Raw genomic sequence first — 21,162 nt, forward strand, 5'->3', positions numbered from 1 at the left:
TTGTGATAAATTTAAAGACTATGGAACAAATTAATTAAATTTTTTTTGCGTAGTTGCAACGCAACTAGTACGGCGTTTTTTCAAAAATTGATGGAAATATATTTTCTTAATTTTCTGAAAATAAATAAGGGATTTTAAGAGAATTTGGACGACATAAATAAATTTAATCTTTAACGCTGCTTTACTATAGCTTTACAGTTGCTAAAACAATATAGTATAATTACAGGTATAATTTAAATGATAAATGCAACAAATTTATGTATAATGCTAAGGATGAGGTGTGATGAAAATGGAGTTTAATAAAGAACAGAAAAAAATAATCAATTATAAGCCTCACGGGCATCTATTAATAAAAGGTGAAAAGCTGACAGGAAAAACTACTATAATTATAAATAAGATCCCAATGCTTCTTAATCATTATTGCATAGAGAAGAATGATAAAATATTAATAGCAGCTTATGATGAGCAGCACTTGAGGCATATTTCATATATTTACGATAATATTGAAAGTGAAAAATATCATCAAAATAGTTTTTTTGATGAAGATAATAGTGATAAGTTGGAAATTAGGACTATTGAATCATTAATAATATATTATTTTAATAAATATAAAAAGGATAATAGTATCGAAATTACCATGGCATCTGCTGAGGAATGTGAAAAACAATTAAAAGATTCCATGGAAATTATCAAAAAGAAATATGAAAAAAACAAATTTGATTTATTGGATTATGAAAATATTGAATTTGTAAAAGAAGAAATTGCTTGGATTAAGTCATGTTCTTATTTAAATATTAATGATTATCAGACTGCAAATAGAATTGGCCGAATTAACAGGTTAAATAATGACGCTAGAATTTTAAGAAAGAATTCTAAGCAAAGACAAGCTATATATGAAGTGTTGGATGAGTATAACAAAAAATTAGGAATGTTAAACAAAGTAGACTTACAGGATATGGCTCTATTGGCTTTAGAAAGTGCACAAGGAATGCAAACTAAAAAGTACACTCATATAGTTATTGATGATTGTGAAAAATTAACTAGGGTGCAGTTAGAATTTTTAAAAGCACTTTATAATGATAAAGTTTATTCAAGTTTAAATTTTACACTTAATACTGATTCAAATATGACATTAAACGCATGGATTACAAAGGGAAGATCATTTGCTAGTTTAGGATACGATATGAAAGGTAAAAGCATTTCTTTAAAAAGAACTTTTGCAGAAAAATCCAATGAAAATAAAATTATTGCGAAAGAAATGAATCATGATAATTTGAAAAAAAATACTTCTTCTAACAAATCTTTTGTATTAGATACTATAGAGTATATAGATTTAAAGCACAATGTGTCACATAGATTTATAAAAGATTCGGGAAACATAGATGAGATTTATATCGAAGCTAATGGAATAGATGAAAAGGTAGAGGATGTAATAAGTATACCTTTATTTAATGAAATAGCAGCAGGTAATCCAATACTCATAAATGATGAGGTTGATGAAAATTACTATTTACCAAAAGAATGGATAAAAAACACAAAAGGTACATTTATGCTTAAAGTAAAAGGGGACTCTATGATAAATAAGAACATAAATGATGGTGATTATGTTATAATAAGTAACCAAAGTTACCCGAATGTAAAAGATATAGTTGCAGTTGACATTGAAGGAGAGGCTACTCTAAAAACATATAAGATAATTAATGGGAAGATTACTCTTATGCCTGAAAATGAAAAGTATGATCCAATAATTATTGAAGATCAGCAATTTAGTTTTCTTGGTGTTGCTATAGGCCTTGTTAAAAATTCCTAGAGTTTATGACCCATATAGAAGGAATTAAGAAAAGAGTACATATTTATGATTTGTTCTTTTCTTTACATAGTCTTAATGAAAGGCCCTGTAATAATTGTTATAATTATTACAGGGTTTTATAATATTTATTATATAAATATATTTATTGCTAGAGCTAAATTAAAAGAAAATTTTTAGAAAGTGAGAATATGCTATGTTTGAAATAAGAAATATAAAATTTAAAGATATTTTAGGTATTTCATTCTTAAAGATTAATAAGCCTATCACCTGCATAGTTGGTTCATCTGGCAGTGGGAAGACAACTTTACTTAAGATGTTAAACTGTTTAAATGTTCCAGAAGAAGGCGTAATTCAGTATAATGATAAGGATATTTCTAAAATTGACACTGTAAAATTGCGACGTAATGTGGTAATGCTTGGACAGACACCTGTTATTTACAGCGGTTCAATTGAAGATAATCTTCAAATTGGATTAGAATTTTCTCAAAAGCTTCCTGCATCAAAAATAAAAATGGAAGAAGCATTAAAAAGAGTTGAACTTAATAAAAAATTATCTGATGGATGTGGAAATCTTTCAGGAGGAGAAAAGCAGAGATTATGTCTTGCAAGGGTAATGCTTATGGATGCAGATACATATTTATTAGATGAACCTTCTGCAGCACTTGATAAAGAAACTGAGGAGTTTATAATAGAAAACTTTTCGAAATTTGTTTTGGAAAATAACAAGGAACTAATCATGGTTACACATTCTGAGCAGATTGCAGAAAAGTTTCCAGATTCAATAATAAGAATTGAAAATGGAAAAGTTACGGAGGCATATGATGAATAACAGTGTAATGAACCTTTCAGTTTTGCAGCTTTCTATAGCTTATGTATTTGTACTTATAATGCTTATCATATTTAAATCTAGAGGAATTAAACGGGAAAGACAAATATTAATTGCTTCTACAAGAATGACAATACAGCTTACAATAATGGGCTATATCTTAATGTTTGTATTTAAAAATCCAAGCTGGTGGCTGACTTCCATAATGATAGCAATAATGATTTCCTTTGCAATTTATAATTCAATAAATAGAGTAAAATATCCAATGTCAAAAGAATTAAAAAGGATAATTTCTTTTTCAATGACTTTTGGAGCACTTTTAACTGCAGTTTTTTTTATTGTAATTGTATTAAATGTTAGACCATGGTTTAATCCACAATATTTTATACCTATTTCAGGAATGATAATTGGAAATAGTATGACAGGAATTGCTTTAGGAGCAAATAAACTTTGCAGTTCATTTGAAGATAAAAGAATTGAAATAGAAAATTCCTTAATGCTCGGAGCTAGTCCTGCAGATGCAGCAAAGGAAATAGTCAACAATGCTTTTGATACAGCAATTCTGCCAACTATGAATAACATGCTTACTATGGGGATTGTGTCACTTCCAGGAATGATGACAGGTCAAATACTTTCTGGAACTTTTCCAATAACAGCAATTAAATATCAAATAGGTATTATGCTTGCTATCTTGGGGAGTACAGCAGTATCTACCGTCATATTTGTAACACTTGGATATAGAACTTTTTTTACTAAGGATAGTAGATTAAGATAAGAAATTTACAAAATTATAATTTTATATAATGAGGAGAAGAAGTTTTTGATTAGAGAATTAAATAACTTCTTTTTCTTTTGATATTTTGTTTATTATTTCTAATATATCATTCCAGTCATAAACTCTTATAATATTATCATTTAATGGCAATCTATTGTAATTGGTATCTATTAATAAAACTTTAAAACCATTCTTTGATAATTGAATAGCATTATCATAACTATCTTCTATAAAAATATCGCAATCTAAAAATATTGCTGTTGGGGTTTTATTTGTATCACCTAAAACAAATACATCGTCAAATGGAATATTATGCTGCTTTAAATAACGATTGGTCAATAACTCTAATGATTTTTCCCTAGCAGTTACAAAGTGAATATAATTTTGTTCATAAAGAATATCTAATATATCCTTAACCTCTTCTCTCAGTTCCTCTTCACTGTGCATTTCGAATTTAAGCTCATCATAAAATCTTAGATAATCAGAAATTTCAACATTTAGAACCTTTGCAATTTCATAGCTCGTAACTTCTTCTTCTGAAATATTTAAATTAAAATATTTATTTGCGTAGCTAAGCCAATAATATGGATTTGTTATAGTTCCATCAATATCAATACAAATATTTAATTTTTTCATTTTAACTATCACTCCTTTTAATATTAATTATATCTAATAAATATTAAAAACTAATTAAGCTTGAGTTAGATTTTAAAGAATAAAATCTAACTCAAGCTTAATTAGTTTAATTTAGGATTCAAAATACTTGGTCACGATATAGTGAATAAATAGAAGAAATAATTAGTGAAACTAGGAAAATTCCACTTTAATAAGTCAGAAGGACAAGTTAAAGCTTATATTTAGGTAAATTTGAATTAGAAAATATAAGCACTCAAGCATATAATATAATTATCACTACTTAGTGACAAACATATTATATAAAGTGACTAAGACGTGAAATTTACTATTATTATCTTACAAAATAAAATGATTTGTTAAGATAAAAATAATATATGAGGAGGGTTATTATGGTATTAGTAAACTGTGTGTGGAGGCAGGAGGATATAATAAAAAATATTGAGTCTTTAGAATATAATGGCGTGAAACTATTTAAGCATGTAAAGACTGAAGGCATGAGAATGTATTTTGATTCTAAAATCGAAGACATGACAAGAGATATAGATAAATCTACAGTTATGGAATATATGCTTATAATGAAAGCAATAATGCAGATTCCAGGAGCAGCTGCTCTTGCAGTTAGTATTTTACCTGTAGTGAATGATAGTGTATTTGAGGGGTATAAGTATACAGTGTGTAGACCTAATAACCCAGTAGATTGTCAAAGACTTCTAAAATAATAATGAGAGCAAAATAGATAAAATAAGTGGAGTGTTCAAAACATTTTAGTTATTTAAAATTAGACTAGAAACAATTTAAAATTATCTACTGTAAAATAATAATTTCTTATAGATTTAGAAATCTTTGATTAAGTTTAGGGGGAATAATTATGAAAGAAATAGAAAAAAATATGAATTCCTTACGAACATTAGCTGCGCTGTTTGTTATTTCTGTACACGTTTGTTCACCAATTCTTACAGCTAATAGTAATGTTTTTAATGCTGCTTTTAGCATTTCATCTTCGATTCAGCTTTTTACAAGAGTTGCTGTTCCTGTTTTTGTATTAATAAGTGGTAGATACCTTTTAAGTAATTGGGAGGGAAAGAGTGTAATTAGTTTTTATAAAAAGAGAATGTCTAGAGTTTTACTTCCTTTTATTTTTAGTATTATTATTTATGGCTTATATAGAATATTTATTGAAAAAAGTGCAACTATTACATCTTATATTAAAGATACTTTACATGGGAATCCTTACGAACATCTTTGGTTTTTTTATATGATAATTGGTTTATACGCTATAACTCCTATATTATATAAAATAAAAAATAAATTTTCAGCTAAAGTATTTAGAAATCTAGGGTATATATTGCTTGTTTTTGCAATGATAAGTGAAATGGCCCAGGGGATGTTCCAATTCAAATATATACCAATATTTTATTTTGTTGACTATCTTGGTTATTTCATAACTGGATACACTTTAAAAGATTATAAACCAAAGTTTAATCCTAATATTCTTATTTGCATTTATATAATACTTTCCATGATGCGAGGAGGTTGTGCGTTATTATTCCAAGCAAATGGCAATATGCTTTGGCAGTGTTTTCACCTTTCGTCTAATCCATTAGGCACATTGTCTGCAATATATTTATATTTATACTTTAGTAATTTAAGATTAGAAAGATACAGATTAGCTGATATAAGTAAATATACTTTAGGCATTTACGTTATTCACGATATGTTTGTTCACGGCATAATGTATAATACTCACTATGCTTTAACTGGTGTTCTATTTATAGATATATTTTTATATGTAATAATAATTTTTGCTCTTTCTCTCTTAACCATAAGATTAATGTGGAGCTTAAGCATAACAAGAGACTTAGTTAAATAATGATAAAAGAATTTTAAATTCCAACTTTATTTAGGACAAGCAGAAAACATTGGATTTAGTTGCACAAAAATACTATGCCAGATTCTTTAATTAAAGAATTTGGCATGCATCATTTAACAGCAGGTTATATATAGTCAAGATATATTGCAATTAAATTATAAAATCAACAAGTGGAGAACAAAGAAAATTTAATATATATATTGCAATAATAAAATTACATTTAAAACATTTGCAAGCTAAGTAAATACCAGAATATAAAATGTAGAAAACTAATTGCAACATATACAATATGTTCCATAAAAATAAAAATATATGAACATTATTATACTACTAGACATATTTTATATTATAGAGATTTGTAATAATTTTATCTCTATTAATGTAATATTAAACCTACAAGAATATTAGAATAAAATTGATATTAATCAGGAGTGTGAATGTATTATGGCAAATTCATTAATTACTCCAGAAAGCATAACTGTTGAGGCAAGCAAAAATTTTTGTGTTAAAATTCATTCAGTAAGCGAAGGATCCACAGGATACCATTGGGAACTTGTGTGGAACCTTCCTGATAATATACAGTTTATAAGTAAGCAATGGATACCAGATAGTGATGCAATTGGTAGTCCAGGAACAGCTTTATTTAAATTCAAAGCACTTTACCCAGAAACAGCTTCGTACAAATTAGTATTTGTACAGGTAGCACCTGATAGTACAATTGCTGATTCACTAGCAGTAAGTGTACTTGTTATTCCAGAAATCGCTAATTGCTAATAATGGGAGAGGCTATATCATAATAAATTTGATATAGCCTCTTTTTATGTATTCTAATAAAACTCCTATTTTGGAGTTTTATAAAGTTAAAGGAAAAATACATAGGAGTTAAAGATAACCCCATCTGAGCCGCACAGTTTAGCGATATTTATATCCGCCATAAATGCGTCACTTAAATTTTTATGTTTAATTGATTTGAAATTGTCAAGTATAACTACTAAGGTTTATAATAAAGCTGTCACCTAATAGTGACAGAATTATAGAAGAGGTGATTGATTTATGAGTATCACTATTATTACATCAGAAAATAGAAGACTCTATCCAGCAACAATATATAATGTTGAAGATAAAGAGCAGCAGAATCCAATTTATGATATTGATGATATTTATGATTTGCTGTATAAAAACCAAAATATTTTAGTCATATCTACCCAATTTGATCAATATGGAAAAGAACTTAAAATTTTTAATGGTGAATTAGGAAAATCTGATATAAGAGCTTTGTTTGCGGAAAAAGATATTAAAGCTAGCAATGAATTAGATTGTGTAATGACTTTATCTGAAGCAGCGAAGAAATGGGGATTAGCTAATGGGTCTACTATTAGAAAAGCCATTGAAAGAGGAAAATTTGAGCAAAATGAGATAAAACAGGCCGGCGACGTATGGATTACAACTTATTCTGCTATGGAAAGGGTATTTGGTTCAATAAAAGATGAAGAAAATGCATATGTAATATATGATGATTTTGAAACTTTGTATTTAACTAAAGCATACTTGGAATATGCAGAGTTAGCCTACTACAGTGGACCCAATATTAATGCGAAAGCTAAAGACCTTGAAATTAAATATCAATATATAAAGGATGTATTTATAAAAGGTTTAAGGGCATTGAGAGGGAATCAAAAGATAATTATAAAGAAGAGTAGAAATAATAAAATAAGACAGGTAATATGTAATGAAGATGAATATTTTTTATATATTGAAGCATTCCGTAGCAGAAGAAATTTATCTCCAGAATGGATTGATAGATTGATAAATGATTTGAAATCTATAACTAAATAAAATACTGATAATTGAGAGTGATCATAAAATAGCAGGAAATTAGAGAATACGATATTTCTGCTATTTTTTATATATGACACTAAATTTCTCTAGAGATATTATATTTAAATCCCATGAATAGAAATCAACATTGATAATATACTAATATGGTGTAATGTTTTGATTGAATTATTGTTAAACTAAGATACTATTTAAATTAAACAAATAAAAAATTTTAATATAAAAATAATTGAATTATAATACCAAAAGGAGTAATATATACTATATAATAATTAATCTTAATTAATAATAAAATTAATTCGGAAGAGGTGATATAATGTTTAATTGTATAAAATGCGAAAACAATAATTTTAAAAACTTAATAAATGGAGAATGGGTTGGCAGTAAAGATAACAAATCCATAGAGATATATTCTCCACTTGATAATTCATTGATAGGAAGTGTTCCTACAATGTCAAAAGAAGAAGTAGATAATGTGATTAATATAGCAAAAGAAGCTCAAAAAAAATGGAGTAAGGTTCCTATGAGTGAAAGAGCAGAAATTTTATATAAGGCAGCTGATATTTTAGTAGAAAAATCTGAAGAAATAGTTGAGATAATGATAAGAGAAATTGGAAAAGATAGAAAAAGTGCTAAATCAGAAGTTTTAAGAACAGCAGATTTTATTAGATTTACAGCTGATACAGCTAAAAATATATCTGGAGAGAGCATTCCAGGTGATACTTTCCCAGGATTTAAGAGAAATAAAATTTCAGTTGTAAGCAGAGAACCTCTTGGAGTTGTACTTGCAATATCTCCATTTAATTATCCAATAAATTTATCAGCGTCAAAAATTGCACCAGGAATAATTGTAGGTAATTCTGTTGTTTTAAAACCAGCAACTCAAGGTAGTTTGTGTGGTTTATACTTAGCTAAGGTATTTCAAGAAGCTGGCGTGCCTAATGGAGTATTAAACACAATAACAGGACGAGGCAGTGAAATAGGTGATTATGTTGTAACACATGAAGGTATAAATTTCATTAACTTCACTGGAAGTACAGAAGTAGGCACTAGGATTTCTAAAATAACAAGTATGGTTCCGCTACTTATGGAATTGGGTGGCAAGGATGCTGCTATAGTTTTAGAAGATGCAGATTTAGACCTTGCAGCAAATAATATAGTTGCAGGAGGTTACTCATATTCAGGTCAAAGGTGTACAGCCGTTAAAAGAATTTTAGTAGTTGACAAAGTTGCAGACAAGTTAGTTGCTAAGGTAAAAGAAAAAATGGCTAAGCTTACAGCTGGTAATCCATTAGAAAAAGATGTTGATATAGTTCCACTTATCAGTACTAAATCTGCTGATTATGTTATGGAGTTAATCGAGGATGCAAAAAATAAAGGTGCAGAGTTAGTAGTCGGAGGAAATAGAGATGGAAATTTAATTTATCCAACTTTATTTGATAATGTTACTACAGATATGCGAATTGCATGGGAAGAGCCTTTTGGACCAGTACTTCCAATTTTAAGGGTTAAAGATAAAGATGAAGCTATAGAAATTGCAAATAGATCAGAATATGGTCTTCAAAGTGCTGTATTTACAGAAAATATCGATGATGCTTTTTATGTGGCTGACAAATTAGAGGTCGGAACAGTACAGGTAAATAATAAAACAGAAAGAGGCCCAGATCATTTTCCATTCCTTGGCGTGAAATCTTCTGGTATAGGAACTCAAGGAATAAGGTATTCAATAGAGTCTATGTCAAGACCTAAAGCAACAGTAATAAATTTAGTAAGATAAGGCATATGAAGAAATATAGTAAGTTGTTGTATGTGGTAATCATTTTTTCTTTTTGTATGTCTGATATGAAGATATAGATAATTTAAAATATAAATATTAATGAAAATCCCTAAGATAATTGTTATAATTATTCTTAGGGATTTTTAGGTGTATAATGGAATTTATACGAGATGTTGTATTTAGGCATAATCAATTTCATGCGCTTTACATACATAAAAGATTAACACTTTGAAGGAGGAATTTACTTATGGCTTTAACGCCGATGATGGTTGAATATATGAGAACAAAGGAAGAATACAATGATTGTATTCTGTTTTATAGATTGGGAGATTTCTATGAAATGTTCTTTGAAGATGCAGTTATTGTATCTAGAGAGCTTGAATTAGTTCTTACAGGGAAGAATTGTGGGCTTGAAGAAAGAGCGCCAATGTGTGGAATTCCACATCATGCAGCAGCTGCTTATATCCCAAGATTAATTAGTAAGGGTTATAAAGTAGCAATCTGTGAGCAGCTTGAGGATCCAAAGGAAGCTAAAGGTATAGTTAAAAGAGGTGTTGTAAAGGTAATTACACCCGGAACTTTCGTAGATAATAATAGTGGAACAGAAAATGACAATACTTATTTGATGGCTATATATGAGGATAACGACAAAATAGGTATTGCTGTTTCAGATATAAGTACTGGTGAATTTAAAACAACTTCTTTTGAGAATATAAAGATTAGTTTATTAGATGAAATATCAAAGGTATCACCAAAGGAAATATTAGTAGATGAAAGTTTAAATGAGGCTCTTATTAATGATATAAAGGGAATAACTTCTGCACTTATATCTAAAAAGAATTTTAATGAATTTTACGTTTCTAGGGAAGAACTTATAGATCAATTCTCTGATATGGAAGTATCAAGTTTAACTTCTGAAAGAGAATTAACAAGCAGAGTACTACTTAAATACATATATGAAACTCAAAAAATGAGTTTAACAAATATCAACTTGCTAGAACAATATGAAATAGTAAATTATATGACTATTGATGGTAATTCAAGAAGAAACTTAGAGTTAACAGAAAGTATAAGAGAAAAAAGTAAAAAGGGATCTCTTTTATGGGTTCTAGATAAAAGTGCTACATCCATGGGTGGAAGAACCATTAGAAAATGGATAGAAGAACCTTTAATTATTAAATCAGAAATTGAAAAAAGATTGAACGGGGTCAATGAAGCATTTAGTTCTATTAGCTTTAATGAAGATTTAAGAAATGCCTTAAAGGAAATCTATGATATAGAAAGAATTGTAGGGAAAATTTCTAATAAAAATGTAAATGCAAAAGATATGTTATCTTTAAAAGCATCTCTAGAAAAAATACCAACAATAAAAGGACTTTTAAGAAATGCTGATTCTGAGCTTTTAAAAGAATATTATGAAGATTTAGATGAGCTTATAGATATTAAGGATTTATTAGATTTATCAATTAAAGAAGAACCATCTTTAAGCATAAAAGAAGGAAACATAATAAAAGATGGATATAATTCTGAAGTTGATGAATTGAGACAATCAAAGCTTCACGGAAAAGAATGGATTGCAGCTCTTGAAAATCAGGAAAGAGAGTTTACAGGAATTAAATCTTTAAAAGTTGGTTATAACAAAGTATTTGGTTATTATATAGAAATATCAAAATCAAATTATAGTTCTATTCCTGAAGGAAGATATGTAAGAAAACAGACTTTAGCAAATGCTGAAAGATATATTACTGAAGAGCTTAAGGTAATGGAAGATAAGATTCTAGGATCAGAAGAAAAACTTATAAATTTAGAATATAGATTGTTCACTGAAATAAGAGATACTATAGAGAAAGAGATTTCAAGACTTAAAAAAAGTGCAAGAATTATCTCTAATTTAGATGGAATATCAACCTTAGCTTTAGTAGCTCTTGAAAATGACTATATTAAACCACAGATCAATGAAGAAGGATATATTGAAATTGTAGATGGAAGACATCCTGTAGTTGAAAAAGTAATAGGGAAAGGTGAATTTGTTTCAAACAATACTACCTTGAATCAAACTGATAAGGAACTATTACTAATAACGGGTCCTAATATGGCAGGTAAATCAACATATATGAGGCAAGTAGCACTTATTACAATAATGGCCCAGATAGGTTCTTTTGTACCGGCATCAAGTGCTAACATTTCCATATGCGACAAAGTATTTACTAGAATAGGTGCTTCTGACGATTTAGCTGGTGGTAAATCTACTTTTATGGTTGAAATGTGGGAAGTATCAAATATACTTAAAAATGCAACTTCTAAGAGTTTAGTATTATTAGACGAAGTAGGACGTGGAACATCTACATATGATGGACTTTCAATTGCTTGGTCAGTGATTGAATATATAACAAAAGAAAATAATTTAAGATGTAAAACATTATTTGCTACACATTATCATGAACTAGTGAAACTTGAAGGAATTTTACCTGGAGTTAAGAATTATTCTGTAGCAGTTAAGAAAATGAAAGATAGTGTTATTTTCTTGAGAAAGATAGTCGAGGGGGGAGCTGATGAGTCTTATGGAATAGAAGTTGCAAAACTTGCAGGTCTTCCAGAGGCGGTAATAAATAGAGCTAAGGAAATTTTACTTGATCTAGAAGGTGAGAACAACTTTGATATAAATAAAGTTAGTGCTGCTAAGAATGAGGAAAGTGAAATAGCTGTAGATAAAGAAATAAGTAATTACAAGACTGAAATATCTTCAGAAAATGCAAATGAACATATAAAAGAAGAAATAAATGATATTAATGAATCTATTAACAATGAAAAAAATATGCATAAAAAGAATAAAATTAAAGAAGATTCTAATAATATGCAGTTAGACTTTACTTATATGGAGAAAGAAGCTTTAATTAAGGAATTAAGTAATGTTGATATACTTACATTAAATCCTATGGATGCAATGAATACTTTATATAAGTTAGTAGCTGAAGCTAAAAAATTAAATAGTTAATATAAAATTAATTTAAAGGGAGGATAAAAATGAATAATATTGTATTTCTTAATTCAAGTAGAATAAATTATGATAATAAATTAGATTTTTCATCTCTAAACAAATTAGGTGAAGTTACTAAATATGAAGATAGCAATAATGAAGAAATTTTAGAAAGGGTAAAAGATCAAAATATTGTAATTACAAAGGAACTGACAATTGGTAGAGATTTAATTGAAAAATTTCCGCCTTGTGTTAAATTAATTTGCGAAGCTGGTACAGGTTACAATAATATTGATATTGCAGCCGCTAAAGAAAGAAATATATCTGTATGCAATATTCCTGGTTATAGCACTGAGGCTGTTGCTCAACTAGTGATTACGTTTATGCTAAGTTTAAGCTCATCACTAGCAAATCAGCTAAGAATGATTGAAAATAAAAATTATGATAACTTTACTAAATGTCTTCAAGTTCCTCATTTTGAAATACAAGGCAAAACTCTTGGGATTATTGGAGCTGGAGCTATTGGACAACAGGTGATGAAGATAGCTAAAGTATTAGGAATGAATATATTAGTATATAATAGAACAGTTAAGGATCTTGGAGATTCAAGTATCAAATTTGTAAGCCTTGAAGAACTTCTTGAAAAGAGCGATTTTGTTTCTTTACATTGTCCTCTTACTTCTGAAACAAGGCATCTTATTAATAAATCTAAAATAGAGCTTATGAAATCATCAGCATTCATTATAAATACTTCTAGAGGTGCACTTATAAATGAAATTGATTTGATCCAAGCTTTAAAAGATAAAAAGATTGCTGGAGCAGCACTTGATGTTCAGGATCCAGAGCCACCGGAATTAAATAATCCACTTTTTGATATGAAAAATGTCATTATTACTCCACATATTGGATGGAGATGTCTTGAATCTAGACAAAGACTTTTAGAGTTTCTAGCAGGAAATGTTGAAGCATTTATTAATGGAAAGCCTACTAATATTATTTAAAATGAAACTTTTCAGAATTGTAATGCTTAAATGAGTTGGTTTGTAAGGAAGTGATTAATTAATGCCAGTCTTTAAATTGACAAGGGAACTTGTTTTCCCTAAGCCAGAATTTTCAGAAGATGATGGGCTTTTAGCAGTTGGTGGAGATTTATCTTTACCAAGATTAATTTTAGCTTATAGAAATGGTATTTTTCCATGGTATGATGATGGTCAGCCAATACTTTGGTGGTGTCCTAAACCTAGATTTATATTAATACCTAAAGAAGTTAAAATTTCAAAGTCTATGAAAAAAATTATAAGAAAAGGTGAATTTAAGGTAACCTTTAACAATGATTTTGAAGGCGTAATAGGTAATTGCAAATTCACTAGGGAAGCAAATGGTGAGGGAACCTGGATTACTGATGAAATGAAAAATGCATATATAAATCTTTTTAAGTTTGGTTATGCTATGAGCGTTGAAACATATTTAAATGATGAACTGGTAGGCGGATTATACGGAGTGAAGGTAGGAAAATGCTTCTTTGGTGAAAGCATGTTTTCTAAAGTAAGCAATTCATCGAAGATAGCACTTATTAAACTAGCTGAAAAATTAAATGAAGAAAAGTTCATTTTTATAGATTGTCAAATGCATACAGAGCATTTAGAGAGTATGGGTGGAAAATTTGTAGAATGGAATGTTTTTAAGGATTTGCTAAACAAAGGTATAGATTTGCATTAAGGCACAATCAAATAAATAATAAGTCCATTTGCCAGCCTATTTTCCATCATCAAAGGAGGTTAAATTGCATGCGCAATTTAACTAAGTTCGAGAAACCAAATACAAGATTTGGACTCTCACTTATAATAGGCCCGCTATGAGGACAATTTGTCTTCTTGCCTGATGAAAAATATCCATGGCAACTTTGGACTTGGTATTTATTTTCATGTGCCTAAATTCATTGATAAATGATTTGCATTTATTGATTCAATGTATATAATGGTATTATTGTATATATTCAATTAAATTTATTATAGGTATAAATTTCGAATAATTATGCGTAAATAACTAGCAAGGTGTGTAGTGATATGGAAGAATTAATGAAAGCTATTGATGAAATAACTAAAGAAGAAATTATAAAATTAGTTATAAGTAATAAATCTAATAAAAGTGCTGAATACAATAAGATAACATTTGTATTTAAAGAAAATAATAATAAAAAGTATTATCAAACAGAAAAATATACAGATAAGCAAGTTTTTCATGAAAATATTGATGTAGATGTTTTAAAAGAAAAAGTTTTAATGTATATATCAGATTATAAACAGATTTCTGCTTGGTCTAATTCTATCACTTTTGAATTGAAAGTATCTAAAAAAGGTAAGGTTTTATTAAGTAAGAAAAAAGATGATAATGTAAAACTTATTAATAAGAGTCATAATAAAGAGAAAAATTATATTCTAAAAGAAGGAATGATTATTGAACCACTTATTGATTTAGGTGTTTTCACTAAAGAAGGAAAAGTGGTTAATTCAAAATATGATAAGTATAAGCAGATAAATAGGTTTGTTGAAATTATCGATGATGAAATTAAGAGTAATGATTATAGCGATTTAACTATTTTAGATTTTGGATGCGGAAAATCTTATTTAACATTTGTGCTTTATTACTATTTTGTTAAGATTAAAAAAATTAATGTAAAGATGATAGGCTTAGATCTAAAAGCAGATGTTATAAAAAAATGTAACGATATAGCTAAACGATATAATTATGAAAATTTGCATTTTGAACTTGGAGATATTAATGGCTTTAAGTATAATAACAAAGTTGATATGGTAATTACATTACATGCATGTGATACTGCTACTGATTATGCCTTATATAATGCAATAAAGTGGAATACTAAAATGATTTTTTCAGTACCATGCTGTCAACATGAATTTAATGCTCAAATGAAAACTGATTCATTATCAATATTAACAAGGTATGGAATAGTGCAAGAAAGAGTTGCTGCTCTTATGACAGATAGTGTGCGTGCAAATCTATTAGAATGTGTTGGGTATAAAACTCAACTCTTAGAATTTATAGATATAGCTCATTCTCCTAAGAACATATTAATCAGGGCTTCAAAAGCGAATATATCTAAGGAGAAAAAACAAAAAGCATTAACTGAAGTGAAAAATTTAATGAAGCAGTTTAATTTAGATCCGACATTATATAATTTATTAAAGAATGATACCTTGATATAATAACTATATAAATTGAATTATGAATAACCACTCCCTTTAAGTATATGAAATATTCGTATATGTCAGGAGTGGTTATTATTTTAGTTAGAATTTATTATGACTGCGCTTAAAATCAGTTTGAGCTGAAGGCTCTTCCTCTCCATAAGGGCTCTTTTCGTTTGCTTTATTTTTTACTTCTTTAGCATAATTACGTGACGAAGGATCAGACTGTGTTTTACTTTTCCAAGAAGAATTTTCATTACTCATGTTAATGCCTCCTAATATTACAATAATTAAATTACTATATTAGTTTACCCATTATAACTAGAAATATTATTATCTTAAAATCAAGATTCTATTTTGATTAATTTGTTTTATATAAATTTTATTACCATATTGCTAATTTAAATCATAAGTCTTTATGTATCCATATTAAATGTAATAGCAATTTATCATTAAAATTTATATAAAACAAGTGTCTAATAATAAAAGGAATTGATGTAGAATTAGTACTTCACTGGTAACAAACGGTATTATTATTGAATATGTTAATAAACTATGTAATAATATCAATGTAATTAAATAATTATATCGTTTAATAAAACAATTAAATAAAAATTATAATGCATTGAGAGGAGGCAAATTAAATTTGAAGAGAATTAACATTTTAAATGAGGATACAGCAAACAAGATTGCAGCTGGAGAAGTTGTTGAAAGACCATCTTCGGTGGTTAAGGAATTGGTTGAAAACTCCATTGATGCAAATTCTAAAAATATAACAATTGAAATAGAAGAAGGTGGAATCTCTTTAATTCGAATTATAGATGACGGAGAAGGAATCTATAAAGATGATATAGCCAAAGCCTTTCTTCCCCATGCTACAAGTAAAATTAAAGGATCTGAAGACATATATAATATACATACCTTGGGCTTTAGAGGAGAAGCTCTTCCTTCAATAGCTTCGGTAGCAAAAGTTAATTTAAAATCCAAGCAGGAAAATGAAGAATTTGGTTATGAGATATTTATTGAAGGCGGAAAGGCTTCTGAAGTAATGGAATGTGGTGTTAACAAAGGTACTCTTCTTGAGGTTCGTGATCTATTTTATAATGTACCTGCTAGAAAGAAATTTTTAAAGTCTGTCTCTAAAGAAGGTTCATTAATAAGCGATATAATAACCAGGCTTGCCCTAGCTAATCCTAAGATCAGTTTTAAATTATACAACAATCAAAAAAAGATTCTACACACTTTTGGAAACGGAGAACTTAAGGATGTTATAAGGACTATATATGGAAAGTCTATAACTGATAATATACTTTATTTTAATGATGCTTCTGATTTGATTACGGTTTATGGATATGTAGGAACTGAAGAAATTGCTAGAGGATCTAGAAATAATCAAAGTGTGTTTGTAAATAAGCGATACATAAAGAATAGAGCATTAGCCATAGCAGTCGAACAAGCGTTTAAGTCTTTTTCTACAGTTAACAAGTTCCCATTTTTTATATTATTCATAGAAGTATATCCTGAATATGTAGATGTTAATATTCATCCTACTAAGGCAGAGGTTAAGTTTAATGATGAAAGAATGATATTTCAAAAAATCTTTGGAGCTGTTCATACTACTTTAAAAAGCGAAGTATTTGATACATTTGCTATTAAGGAAGAAGAACCTAAAAATTCTCCAATACCAACTTTTGAAGAAATAACTTTTAAAATAAAAGAAGAGGAAGAAAAAGTTAAAGTTGCAAATTCAGCAGTCAAAACATTAATGGAACAAGGAAAGGATCTTAAAGTCAATAACTATTCTAATAATGAAGATAGAACAATGAATGCTTATAATGTAACTTCAACTTATGATAGTAATATATCAATTGAAAACAAAGACTTTAATGAAGAAGGAAAAAATAGAGTAGAGATACCTGTAGATTTAAAATCTAATAATGATATTGAAGAAAAATTTTCTGAGGATAATAATGCTGAAGAAGACAACTACAATCCTATTGTTATGTTAAACTCAAAGGAATATAGTAAAATTGATGAAGAAAAACCTATTGCTAAATTTCCGCCTATATCAATAATTGGCCAATATAATAAAACTTACATATTAGGTGAATACGACGGTACATTATATATGATTGACCAGCATGCAGCTCATGAAAAAATATTATTTGAGAAGTATTTAAAAGAAATTGAGAATGGAACTATTATTATCCAACCTCTCATAGTTCCAAGCATAATAGATTTAAGTATGGATGATTATTCTTATTTTGAGGAGAATAAAGAAATATTTAAACAGGCAGGATTTTTACTAGAGGAATTTGGTGGTACTTCTTTATCATTAAAAGAGGTTCCTTACTTTTTGGGAAAACTTAATCCTAAGAGTTTATTTTTAGATATTCTAGATAATTTGAAGAATTTAGGAAATGGAAAAACGAGCGAGGTAAAGCATAATGCAATTGCAACCAAAGCTTGCAAAGCTGCCATTAAAGGAAATGATAAACTAGAAGTAAATGAAATGATAAAGTTAATTGAAGATCTAAGATTTATAGATGATCCTTTTCATTGTCCTCACGGAAGACCTGTAATAATAAAGTTTACAAATACAGATATTGAGAAAAAATTTAGGAGAATAATATAAACTATTTTTATAATTTGATTAATACTCTAATCATTATAATGAAGGGATGAGATAATGAAGCAGAAATTATTAATAATTGGCGGGCCGACAGCGGTGGGGAAGACTGACCTTTCAATTAAGCTTGCAAAAAAGCTTAATGGCGAAATTTTATCCGCTGATTCTATGCAGATATATAAGCACATGGATATTGGGTCTGCTAAGGTAACAAAAGAAGAAATGGATGGGATTAAACATTATTTAATAGATATCGTAGAACCAGATACTGAGTTTTCTGTTGCAGATTTTAAGGAATATGGAGAAAAAGCCTTAAAAAGCATCATAGAAAAAGGAAAATTTCCAATAATATCTGGAGGCACCGGACTATATATTAATTCATTAACTTGTAATATGAATTTTACTGAATCAGAAAAAGATGAAGATTATAGAATGTATTTAGAAGGGTTAGCCACTGAGAAGGGAAATGAATATATACACAATATGTTAAAAGATATCGATCCAATAAGCTATGCTGAAATACATCCTAATAATAGAAAAAGAGTAATTAGGGCATTGGAGGTATTTAAGCTTACTAATAAGCCGTTTAGTTCTTATAATGCTGGTGAAGATTTCTACAATAGCAATTATGATATTTTTTATTATGTATTAACTATGGATAGACAAAAACTATACGAAAGAATCAATAAAAGAGTAGATATTATGATGGAAAAGGGACTATTAGATGAGTGCATAAGATTAAAAGAAATGGGTTATACTTCAAATGTTCAATCCATGCAGGGAATTGGTTATAAAGAAATTCTTTATTATTTAGAGGGTAAAATTTCATTAGATGAAGCAATAGATATGATAAAACAAGGTTCTAGAAATTATGCTAAAAGGCAGCTAACATGGTTTAGACGAGATAAGAGATGTATTTTTTTGGATAAAGACATCATGAGCGATGATGAAATTTTAGAAAAAGTTATTAATGACATAGGAAAAAACTAGCTGTATAATAATAATAAAGTTATGTATATGGAGGTGTTATATTTTGGTCAATAAAGCACAAAATAATTTACAAGATATTTTTTTAAATAATGCGAGAAGAAATAAGATACAGTTGACTATACATTTGTTAAATGGATTTCAATTAAAAGGTACTGTAAAAGGCTTTGACAATTTCACTGTTATTTTAGATTCTGATAACAAGCAAATGCTGATTTACAAGCATTCGATATCAACTATAACGCCAGCTAAACCAATTTTATTTGCAGAAAATGAATATGAAAGTTAGTAAATAGGCATTTAATTTGCCTATTTATTTTTGGGTTATATAATTTTCTTATTGTTAATTAAGGCATATGAAAGAAAATAACAAGTCTAAATAATGCCGGGGGTATTTTTCATCATACAAAGAAGTAGCTTGTTCTCATAACAATGGTGGAAAATAGCTAGGTGGATTGATTTCTTATTTTTTTAAACAATGCTTAAACTATATGAAATAAGTACTTTGGAGGATGAGACTTAGATATGTTAAAACAAACAGAAGAATTTTTAATTAAAAATTATAATATAGGAGAGAAGACGTTTGATATTTATAGACAGGCTTTAACTGACACTGAAGCTCAATTTAAAGAATATGATGAAATTAGAGAATTTAATCAGCTCAAAGTTTTAAGAGCTTTTCAAACTGAAAAAATTAGTGATTCACATTTTACGAATACCACTGGATATGGTCTTGATGATTTAGGTCGTGATGCATTAGATAATGTATACGCAAATATTTTTAATACTGAAGCTGGTCTTGTGCGTCCGCATTTTGTCAGTGGAACTCATGCTATAGGATGTGCTATAGCTGGTAATGTACGACCTGGGGATAAAATACTTTGCGTTTCAGGTCTTCCGTATGATACCTTATTAGGTGTACTTGGTTTATCAGAAAAAAAGAATCCGGGCTCTTTAGATGAATATGGAATAAAAACAGAAATAGTTGATTTAGATAAAGAAGGAAAATTCCAATTTGATAAAATTAAAGAGGCTTTAAAGAGTGATTCGAGTATAAAACTTATACATATTCAAAGAAGTACTGGTTATGCTTCTAGAAAGTCATTTTTAGTTTCCCAAATAGCAGAAGTGATTAAATGTATTAAAGAAATTCGTGAAGATGTTATAATCTTCGTTGATAATTGTTATGGTGAGTTTATAGAAACTGTTGAGCCTACTGAATTTGGTGCTGACATAATGGCAGGATCTCTTATGAAGAATATAGGAGGGGGGATTGCACCAGGAGGTGGATACATAGTTGGAAAGAAAGAATATGTAGATGCTGCTGCAAATAGAATGACTGTACCAGGAGTGGGTGGCGAATATGGCGCTACATATGGTCTTATGAGGAGTTTTTATCAAGGGTTATTTTCTGCACCTCATGTAGCTATAGAGGCTGTAAAAACAGCAATTTTTTGCGCACGTGTAATGGAAATAGCAGGCTTTAAAGTATTTCCAGCATCAAGTGATAAAAGAACAGATATTATACAAGCAATAGAATTTGGAGATCCTAAAAAATTAGTTAATTTCTGTAGTGGTATACAGGCAGGTTCACCAATAGATGCATTTGCAGTGTGTGAGCCTTGGGCAATGCCTGGTTACGATAGTGAAATTGTTATGGCTGCAGGAGCATTTATTTCAGGTTCAACTATTGAATTATCTGCAGACGGGCCAGTTAGAGAACCGTATATTGCTTATATACAAGGCGGGCTAAATTTTGATCATGGTAAAATTGGAGTACTTATTGGATTAAGCAGAGTATTGAATGTTTTATAGAATATATTACTTTTA

Annotated in this window: 18 protein-coding genes; 16 read left to right on the forward strand and 2 right to left on the reverse strand. The window is 28.7% G+C overall.

Translation table 11 applies throughout. The features are described from left to right. Positions 1-289: 289 nt before the first annotated feature. From CDLVIII_RS16850 to fetB, 3 genes are all read left to right on the forward strand, one after another. Complete coding sequence (locus CDLVIII_RS16850; protein WP_009170652.1) at positions 290-1,810, forward strand: peptidase; 1,521 nt, start codon at positions 290-292, stop codon at positions 1,808-1,810. A gap of 193 nt (positions 1,811-2,003) precedes the next feature. Beyond that, positions 2,004-2,639 (forward strand): ABC transporter ATP-binding protein, encoded by a 636-nt coding sequence (locus CDLVIII_RS16855; RefSeq protein WP_009170654.1) that lies wholly within the window; start codon positions 2,004-2,006, stop codon positions 2,637-2,639. Continuing rightward, the gene (gene fetB / locus CDLVIII_RS16860) at positions 2,632-3,411 is read left to right on the forward strand and encodes an iron export ABC transporter permease subunit FetB (protein ID WP_009170655.1); all 780 of its coding nucleotides are present in this window, start codon (positions 2,632-2,634) and stop codon (positions 3,409-3,411) included. The genes CDLVIII_RS16855 and fetB overlap by 8 nt, the downstream gene beginning before the upstream one ends. A 57-nt stretch (positions 3,412-3,468) precedes the next feature. On the opposite strand, the gene CDLVIII_RS16865 is transcribed toward fetB, so the two are convergent. Next, a complete protein-coding gene (locus tag CDLVIII_RS16865) occupies positions 3,469-4,047 on the reverse strand; it encodes a hypothetical protein (RefSeq protein ID WP_009170656.1) in 579 nt (192 codons plus the stop codon). A 389-nt stretch (positions 4,048-4,436) separates the two neighbouring features. Between CDLVIII_RS16865 and CDLVIII_RS16870 the strand changes: the two genes are divergently transcribed. The 9 genes from CDLVIII_RS16870 (at position 4,437) to CDLVIII_RS16910 (ending at position 15,734) form a co-directional block, all read left to right on the forward strand. Beyond that, complete coding sequence (locus CDLVIII_RS16870) at positions 4,437-4,766, forward strand: hypothetical protein (protein WP_009170657.1); 330 nt, start codon at positions 4,437-4,439, stop codon at positions 4,764-4,766. Positions 4,767-4,915: 149 nt separating this feature from the next. Then, positions 4,916-5,917 (forward strand): acyltransferase family protein, encoded by a 1,002-nt coding sequence (locus tag CDLVIII_RS16875; RefSeq protein WP_009170658.1) that lies wholly within the window; start codon positions 4,916-4,918, stop codon positions 5,915-5,917. Positions 5,918-6,361: 444 nt separating this feature from the next. After that, positions 6,362-6,691: a protease inhibitor I42 family protein gene (locus CDLVIII_RS16880; protein WP_009170659.1), complete on the forward strand. Its 330-nt coding sequence runs from the start codon at positions 6,362-6,364 to the stop codon at positions 6,689-6,691. 279 nt (positions 6,692-6,970) lie between these two features. Further along, a complete protein-coding gene (locus CDLVIII_RS16885; protein ID WP_009170660.1) occupies positions 6,971-7,753 on the forward strand; it encodes a helix-turn-helix domain-containing protein in 783 nt (260 codons plus the stop codon). Positions 7,754-8,069: 316 nt separating this feature from the next. Continuing rightward, the gene (locus tag CDLVIII_RS16890) at positions 8,070-9,530 is read left to right on the forward strand and encodes an NADP-dependent glyceraldehyde-3-phosphate dehydrogenase (RefSeq protein ID WP_009170661.1); all 1,461 of its coding nucleotides are present in this window, start codon (positions 8,070-8,072) and stop codon (positions 9,528-9,530) included. A 247-nt stretch (positions 9,531-9,777) separates the two neighbouring features. After that, positions 9,778-12,525, forward strand: a complete 2,748-nt coding sequence (gene mutS / locus CDLVIII_RS16895; RefSeq protein ID WP_009170662.1) for a DNA mismatch repair protein MutS — start codon at positions 9,778-9,780, stop codon at positions 12,523-12,525. 29 nt (positions 12,526-12,554) lie between these two features. Beyond that, entirely contained in the window at positions 12,555-13,508 is a 954-nt protein-coding gene (locus CDLVIII_RS16900) for an NAD(P)-dependent oxidoreductase (protein ID WP_009170663.1), read from the forward strand. Between the two features lie 61 nt (positions 13,509-13,569). Next, complete coding sequence (gene aat / locus CDLVIII_RS16905) at positions 13,570-14,226, forward strand: leucyl/phenylalanyl-tRNA--protein transferase (RefSeq protein WP_009170664.1); 657 nt, start codon at positions 13,570-13,572, stop codon at positions 14,224-14,226. Between the two features lie 347 nt (positions 14,227-14,573). Then, positions 14,574-15,734, forward strand: coding sequence for an SAM-dependent methyltransferase (locus CDLVIII_RS16910; RefSeq protein WP_035301830.1), 1,161 nt, complete (start codon positions 14,574-14,576; stop codon positions 15,732-15,734). Between the two features lie 84 nt (positions 15,735-15,818). Here the strand turns inward: CDLVIII_RS16910 and CDLVIII_RS31405 are convergent, their stop codons facing one another. Continuing rightward, positions 15,819-15,980: a hypothetical protein gene (locus CDLVIII_RS31405; protein ID WP_009170666.1), complete on the reverse strand. Its 162-nt coding sequence runs from the start codon at positions 15,978-15,980 to the stop codon at positions 15,819-15,821. Positions 15,981-16,362: 382 nt separating this feature from the next. Between CDLVIII_RS31405 and mutL the strand changes: the two genes are divergently transcribed. The 4 genes from mutL (at position 16,363) to CDLVIII_RS16930 (ending at position 21,147) form a co-directional block, all read left to right on the forward strand. Then, a complete protein-coding gene (gene mutL / locus CDLVIII_RS16915) occupies positions 16,363-18,351 on the forward strand; it encodes a DNA mismatch repair endonuclease MutL (protein ID WP_009170667.1) in 1,989 nt (662 codons plus the stop codon). Positions 18,352-18,405: 54 nt separating this feature from the next. Beyond that, complete coding sequence (gene miaA, locus CDLVIII_RS16920; protein WP_009170668.1) at positions 18,406-19,335, forward strand: tRNA (adenosine(37)-N6)-dimethylallyltransferase MiaA; 930 nt, start codon at positions 18,406-18,408, stop codon at positions 19,333-19,335. 43 nt (positions 19,336-19,378) lie between these two features. After that, a complete protein-coding gene (hfq, locus tag CDLVIII_RS16925; protein ID WP_009170669.1) occupies positions 19,379-19,621 on the forward strand; it encodes an RNA chaperone Hfq in 243 nt (80 codons plus the stop codon). Between the two features lie 236 nt (positions 19,622-19,857). Further along, positions 19,858-21,147, forward strand: coding sequence for a methionine gamma-lyase family protein (locus CDLVIII_RS16930; RefSeq protein WP_009170670.1), 1,290 nt, complete (start codon positions 19,858-19,860; stop codon positions 21,145-21,147). The last annotated feature ends 15 nt before the right edge of the window (positions 21,148-21,162 follow it).

The organism is Clostridium sp. DL-VIII (genome assembly GCF_000230835.1).
Lineage (GTDB): Bacteria > Bacillota > Clostridia > Clostridiales > Clostridiaceae > Clostridium.